This is a genomic window from Kitasatospora sp. NPDC002522 (assembly GCF_053595195.1).
On record NZ_JBSFXE010000089.1, the window covers coordinates 1 to 5,995 of the forward strand.

At 70.6% G+C, this 5,995-nt stretch carries 9 protein-coding genes and 2 pseudogenes; 6 read left to right on the forward strand and 5 right to left on the reverse strand.

Translation table 11 applies throughout. The annotated features are described in order from the left end of the window. Positions 1 to 131: pseudogene (locus tag ACWD4U_RS34355) on the forward strand (IS5 family transposase); the annotation flags it as partial. 232 nt (positions 132 to 363) lie between these two features. On the opposite strand, the gene ACWD4U_RS34360 reads toward ACWD4U_RS34355, so the two are convergent. Continuing rightward, positions 364 to 681 (reverse strand): histone-like nucleoid-structuring protein Lsr2, encoded by a 318-nt coding sequence (locus ACWD4U_RS34360; RefSeq protein ID WP_363462122.1) that lies wholly within the window; start codon positions 679 to 681, stop codon positions 364 to 366. Between the two features lie 95 nt (positions 682 to 776). After that, positions 777 to 962, reverse strand: coding sequence for a hypothetical protein (locus ACWD4U_RS34365; protein WP_363462138.1), 186 nt, complete (start codon positions 960 to 962; stop codon positions 777 to 779). A gap of 62 nt (positions 963 to 1,024) precedes the next feature. On the opposite strand from ACWD4U_RS34365, the pseudogene ACWD4U_RS34370 reads away from it, so the two are divergent. After that, positions 1,025 to 1,410, forward strand: a pseudogene (locus tag ACWD4U_RS34370) (glycosyltransferase); the annotation flags it as partial. A 116-nt stretch (positions 1,411 to 1,526) separates the two neighbouring features. On the opposite strand, the gene ACWD4U_RS34375 reads toward ACWD4U_RS34370, so the two are convergent. From ACWD4U_RS34375 to ACWD4U_RS34385, 3 genes are all read right to left on the reverse strand, one after another. Next, positions 1,527 to 1,817, reverse strand: a complete 291-nt coding sequence (locus tag ACWD4U_RS34375; protein WP_449787404.1) for a DegT/DnrJ/EryC1/StrS family aminotransferase — start codon at positions 1,815 to 1,817, stop codon at positions 1,527 to 1,529. Positions 1,818 to 2,038: 221 nt separating this feature from the next. Next, the gene (locus ACWD4U_RS34380) at positions 2,039 to 2,596 is read right to left on the reverse strand and encodes a DUF6328 family protein (RefSeq protein WP_363462124.1); all 558 of its coding nucleotides are present in this window, start codon (positions 2,594 to 2,596) and stop codon (positions 2,039 to 2,041) included. Between the two features lie 37 nt (positions 2,597 to 2,633). After that, positions 2,634 to 3,113 (reverse strand): flavin reductase family protein, encoded by a 480-nt coding sequence (locus ACWD4U_RS34385; RefSeq protein WP_363462126.1) that lies wholly within the window; start codon positions 3,111 to 3,113, stop codon positions 2,634 to 2,636. A gap of 247 nt (positions 3,114 to 3,360) precedes the next feature. Between ACWD4U_RS34385 and ACWD4U_RS34390 the strand changes: the two genes are divergently transcribed. From ACWD4U_RS34390 to ACWD4U_RS34405, 4 genes are all read left to right on the forward strand, one after another. Further along, a complete protein-coding gene (locus ACWD4U_RS34390) occupies positions 3,361 to 3,768 on the forward strand; it encodes an ATP-binding protein (RefSeq protein ID WP_363462128.1) in 408 nt (135 codons plus the stop codon). Between the two features lie 51 nt (positions 3,769 to 3,819). Then, positions 3,820 to 4,185 carry an STAS domain-containing protein gene (locus ACWD4U_RS34395; protein WP_363462130.1) on the forward strand — a complete coding sequence of 122 codons (366 nt, stop codon included), beginning with the start codon at positions 3,820 to 3,822 and terminating at the stop codon, positions 4,183 to 4,185. A 6-nt stretch (positions 4,186 to 4,191) separates the two neighbouring features. After that, positions 4,192 to 4,635 (forward strand): ATP-binding protein, encoded by a 444-nt coding sequence (locus tag ACWD4U_RS34400; RefSeq protein ID WP_363462132.1) that lies wholly within the window; start codon positions 4,192 to 4,194, stop codon positions 4,633 to 4,635. Positions 4,636 to 4,676: 41 nt separating this feature from the next. Continuing rightward, the coding region (locus ACWD4U_RS34405; protein ID WP_449787405.1) for an ANTAR domain-containing protein at positions 4,677 to 5,995 on the forward strand (1,319 nt) is incomplete at its 3' end.

Consider the following 5,995-nt stretch of genomic DNA (forward strand, 5'->3'; position numbering starts at 1 on the left):
ACCACCGACGCCTCGCCCGCGACTACGAAGCACGCCCCCACCGGTCCGAGGCCATGGTCCACCTCGCGATGATCAACCTCATGACCCGCCGACTCGCCGGGGAATCCACCCCGACATGGCGCGGCACATGAACCACCATCAGTCCGGCAATCCGGGATGAAACAACGGGATGAAACGCCCTCTGAGGTTGAGGCTCGGGAAGATGCTTGGTCGAGGATTCCGAAAGTTCATCTCGGTCGATGCCCACTGCGGCAGAAACTGCATGACCGAAGTCTAGAGGGTTCACAGGTGAGCCGCCGTCAGGTTGACCGAAAATGGCAACGGCCCCGAGCGGTCAAACCGCTCGGGGCAGCGAGGTCGTCGTCAGCTCGCCTCAGCGAACGCCTCGTAGACGCTCTTCGGGATGCGGCCGCGGGCAGGCAGATCGTGGCCGTTGGACTGGGCCCAGGCGCGAACCGTCGCCGGGTCAGGGGTAAGAACGGTGCGACGGAAAGCCTTTCCAGTGCGGCTCTGCCGGCGGCTGGCCTCTACGAACGGAGCGAGGGCGTCCCGCAGCTTCTCCGCGTTGTCCGCAGACAGGTCGATCTCGTACGACTTCCCGTCCACACCAAAGTGGACGGTTTCTGCGGCGGCGCCGCCGTCCAGGTCGTCGGAGAGCGTGACGACTACGCGCTGAGCCATGGGGGTCACATCCGGAAGGAGAAGGGTCACATCTGGCCGCATGCTACATGGAAATGCCTAATCAGGATAGCCCCTTTAGGCCCGATGCCTTCGCTCTACAGGTTCTCCATCACGAAGTCGTCGTCATAATCCTCGTCGCCGTTCATCATGAGGATTGCACGGCCCTGGGAAATGTTTGAGTTGGTGTCCGGTACGGCACAGTTCGCGCAGACCCCGTCCGGGTAGTACTCGTCATAGCTTCTTTCGCGCGCGGGTAGCGCACCGAACTGGTGCTGCCCCACCGCACGATCTGCTGCAGCCGCTGCCCCTCCTGATCGGTCAGTCTTCGCACGCGTACCGGCTCGACGGGTCACTGCCCACGGTGTATGTCACCGGTGGGGCGCAGGGGTCGGTGCAGATCAACACCCTGGTGACCAAGGTTCTGCCGTGGCTGCTGGAGCGCGCAAACGTCGTCCATCAGTGTGGTCCGACGGACGAGGCGGGCCTACGCGGACAGGCGGAGGCGCTGCCGCCGCGCTTGGCGGTTTGCTACCTGCTGACCGGATACATGGGGCGGAGTTGCCGGATGTGCTGGCGCTGGCGGATGTGGTGGTCAGTCGCAGCGGTGCTGGGACGCTCGCGGAGCTGACGGCACTCGGCAAGGCTGCGGTGTTCATCCCACTGGCGTCGGCAGCGGGCAACGAGCAGGCCCAGGGCCTCGTCCCACTTGTCGATCAGGCCGGCGGAGCGGACCTCGACCGCGCTGCCGCCGAGGTCGGCGAGGACGCGCGCAGCCAGCGGGGACCGGCAGTAGCTGCCGAGGCGGACGGCGAGGATCCGCCGGGGCACGGGGGCGGGGGTGCGGGTCATCGGGAGTCTCCGGTGGTGAGGGCCCGGCGCAAGGCGTCGGCGGTGCGGTGGACGTCGTCCTCGGTGAGGTGCTGGTGGAACGGCAGGGTGAGCAGCTGCTGGGCGAGGCGTTCCGTCGCCGGCAGCGGCCGGGCCCACCGAGCGAAGGCCGGCTGGAGGTGGTTGGGCGGGTGGTGGACGCCGACGCCGATTCCCGAGCGGCGCATCTGGGCCCAGACCCGGTCGTGGTCGGGGACCGTGACGATGCACAGGTGCGGGACGGAGCGGTCCACGTCGACGTCGACCACCTCGACACCGGGGAGGCCGGCGAGTGCATCGCGGTAGGTGCGCCACAGGGTGCGGCGGGCGGGGTTCGGCTCCGGTGGCGAGGACGGCCTGCACGGAGGCGCAGAACGTCATCGACGGCACCAGCACCTCGCCGCCGGGGCCGACGCCGGCGGCAGCGCGGTGTGCAGCGCCGCGGTCCCGGAGGAGCCCGGCGTTGGGCTCGCGGGCTGGCCAGCCGCGGTTAGGTGCTGTGGCCGTTCTGGCTGCCCGAGTCCGGCGGTCCCTGCTCGGGGCGGTTCCGCAGGGCGGCAGTGCGGTGCAGCACGATCAGTGGCAGGACCAGCCAGGACGCGGTGAACCACAGCAGGACGCAGGCGCTGACGATCCAGGCGATCGGTGAGTTGGTGGTGGCGGTGCGCAGCAGAAGGAGCAGGGCTGCGGTGATGGTCAGGGCCAGGGCGACGAGCCCGATGGCGACGAGACGGCTGGCGACTCGGATCAGTTCGGGTTTCATGCCGTGGCCGGCGAGGAAGCGGCGGAAGGCCACGGGTGCGATCAGTGACCCAGTGGAGACAGCGCCCAACGCGACGGCGGCGATGTAGAGGTGTTGGTCGAAGTCCGACAGCTCGGTGAACCGCTCGGTGAAGGCCACACCGATGAGGAAACCGAACAGGATCTGCGCGCCGGTCTGGCACACCCGTACCTCCTGGAGCATCTCGGTCCACAGGCGGTCCGCCCGTTCCTGTGGCGTCTCGTGGCGGCCGGGTGGGGGAGGGTCGGGCCCGTTGATCGGCGTCACGGTGTGCTCCTTGCAGGGTTGGACGGTCGTTCGGCGGTCAGGCCGGATGGCCCGCGTCGATGTCCGATACGTCGCCGAGGCGAAGCGGGTTGCGGTCCGCGGTGGTGGCGGCGGTGATGGGGTCGAGGAGGAATCCCGAGTGATCTCCCCCGTCGAACCGGTCGAGGACTCGGCCCGCGAACCAGGCGGAGGCGTCGGTGAGGACTGGGACGCCGTAGGGGCCGGGGCGCCAGGGGACAGCCGCGAACTTGTCGAGCGTGTCGCCGGTCGCGCCGCCGAACAGTTCCGCCAGGTCGTGGCGGTGCGGTAGCAGGTGGACGACGAGGGCGGGGGAGTGTGACGCGACGGGGTGGGTGTGGTTGGCCTTCGAGATCCACACGGTGAACCGTGGCGGTCGGATGGAGCACTGGCCGGCGAAGCCGACCAGGCAGCCTGCGCGCTCGCCGTCGCCGGTCGCGGCGGTGACGACGTAGACCGGGTAGTCCAGCAGTGCAACGAATGATTCGAATCCACTCATCTGTGGTCTCCCTTGGCGCGGTGTCGTGCAGTGGCACCGCCGGCCCGGCTCGGTGAGGGGCCGACGGGATGCGCCTACCCGCTCCGACCGACCTCGATGCGAGCGCCGTGCGCTGTCTGCTTTCTTGACTCGAACTTCGCCGGCGCGACGATGTGTCCCCGGCCAGCGGGTAGTAGGGCTGCAGGTTTCCTCTGCCAGTCGGGGGTAGAAGCCGAACGTGGACCGTACGCGTCGAGGAGACTCTGAGGTGGGCGACGCCATGCACGGTGTCCCCGCGCTCGATCTCGACCTGGACGGCGCTGCCGGATCGGAAGCCCGTGCTCGGCGTGCCGCTCGGTGCTTTCTGGGTGGGCTGACAGGGTCGGACCGGGAGCGTCTGGGGCAGCAGACCCGGCAGGATGTGGTCCTGGTGGTCAGCGAGCTGGTGTGCAACGCGTGCCGTCATGCGCCGGGCCGATGCCACCTGACGATGGCCCTCGCCGATGCGGGCGTGCGGGTCACGGTTGAGGACAGCAGCCGTGAGCTGCTGCGCCCGACCGGACTGCCAGGGCCGTCCGGCTACGGACTGTTCATCGTGGCCACGGTCGGACGCATGGTGCACGTCGAGCGTACGGCCACCGGCAAGGTCGTGGAGACTGTCGTCGGTGATCGCTGAGCTGGGACGCGGCCTAGCGTTGAAGAAGAGCGAGCGGGAGGCGAGCAGCACATGGACATCGACCGGGCCGAGGCGCTGCTCACAGTAGTGGTCCGCGGCTCGGGGCGGAGTGTGATCGTCCGCCCCGAAGGGGAGTTGGACAACGATACGGTCCAGCCGTTGTCCGAGGCCCTGGAGGACGCCCTGCAGGGCCCACCCGGTCCGGTCGTGGTCGACTGCGGTGGGCTGTCGTTCTGCGACTCGACCGGTCTGAACCTGCTGCTGCGCATGAGCCGCGAGGCGGAGAGCGACGGGCGGCCGCTGCTGCTGGCGGGCCTCAGCCCGATCGTCACCCGCCTGTTCGAGATCACGGGGGCGAAGTCCGTCCTTCGGATCTACCCAACCGTGGACGACGCGCTCGCCGGGCAGGAGGGCTGAGAGCCAATGCCGTCCGTCTCCGACCACCGCCGACTGGCGCTGGGGCAGGCCACCGGGCCGGTCTCCGAGTCGCGCGCGTTCACCCGCGCGGCGCTGCTGGACTGGGGCTGGCTCCCGGCTCCCGAGGGTGAGCGCCGGACGGTCGCCGAGGACGTGCTCCTGATCGTCAGCGAGCTGGTCACCAATGCCGCCCTGCACGCGGGCGGCCCCGTCGAGCTGCGCCTGCGCCACCTGCCGGCGGGGCTGCGGGTGGAGGTGTCCGACCTGAGCCCCGAGCCGCCGGTCCTCCGGTCCCGAAGGGATCCGAGCGTGCCGGGCGGGTACGGGCTGAGAGTGGTGGCACTGCTGTCCTGGGCCTGGGGCAGTTCGCCGGAAGAGGTCGGCAAGATCGTTTGGTCGGAGATCGCCTCGCCGCCGGCCCGCCCGGCACCTCCTACGCCTCGGGCCTAGCCTTGAAGAACGCTCCATCTCCGTTACGCCAGGGGGCGTGGATGTCGGATCCGCAGGGCGAGAACGCCCGCCTGCTGGCCACCATCGACCGCCTGCGCAGCGAGGTGGAGGGCCAGCGTCGGGCCATGCGGACCCGCGCTGTGATCGAGCAGGCCAAGGGCATCCTGATCGAACGGTTCTCCTGCACGCCGGACGAGGCGTTCAGCCACCTCGTCCAGCTGTCGCAGGACAGCAACCGCAGGCTCGTCGACCTCGCCGCCGACTTGCTCGGGACGGCGGCGCCTCCGGACGCCGGCGAGGACGAACTCACCGCCCTCCCACGGGAGTCGGCCCCGGCGCCGCCAGTTGTGGCCCCGGCGCGGCCGCGGTCGCGGACGCGGACGGTCGCCGGGGAGTTCGCGGCGCGCTACCACCTCGCAGCCTCCGCCCTCGGCTCGGCCGAGTCGCCCGACGAACTCGCCGCGGTGCTCTCCGAGGCGGCCCTCGCGCCGTTCGGTGTCGGGGCGGTCGCCCTCACCGTGCTGGAGCCCGACGGCGCGCTGCGGCTGGTGGCCAGCCACGGTGTGCCCGCCCACCAGCTCAGCCAGTGGCAGCGGATCCCGCCGAGCATGTCGCTGCCGATGACCGACGCCGTCCGCGAGGGAGGCGTCGTGTGGGCCAGGCGATCCGAGTTCGCCGCGCGCTACCCCGACCTGAAGGGCGAGGACCTGGTGCCGGGGGAGACCGTGTGCGCCCTCCCGCTGCGCACCGGGGAACAGGTGATCGGCGCGATGAAGCTCGGCTGGCCCGACGCCTACCGGGCGGACCGTCCCACCGAGCGCTACCTGTCGGCGGTGGCGAGGCTGTGCGCCGCCCACCTGCTGCGGGTGCTCGCCCCGGGCGCCGACGAGGCCGGAGCCCCGCTGCCGACCGGCGAACCGTGGTTCCGGGCGGTCCTGGACGCGCTCCTCGACCCGGTGCTGATCCTGAGCGCCGTCCGCGAACCCGAGGGCAAGGTCACCGACCTGCGGGTGGAACACGCCAACGCGGCCACCGTCGACCTGGCCGGCCGCACCGGGCAGGACATCACCGGGCGGCTGCTCAGCGAGCTCTACCCCGGCATGGTCTCCTCCGGCGCCTTCCAGCACCTGCTCGACGTCGCGGCCACCGGTGTGCCCCACCGCGGGGAGGCCGAGCAGTACGTCGAGGTCGTCGGCGGCGCCGTGCACGGTTCCACCATGACCCTGCACGCCACCCCCTTCCTCGACGGCGTCCTGGTCAGCTGGCGCACCCACGACGAGCAGGAACTCCGGGAGCACCAGCTCGCCCAGGCCCAGCGACTGGCGGGCCTCGGCACCTGGCAGTGGGACGTCGCCTCCGC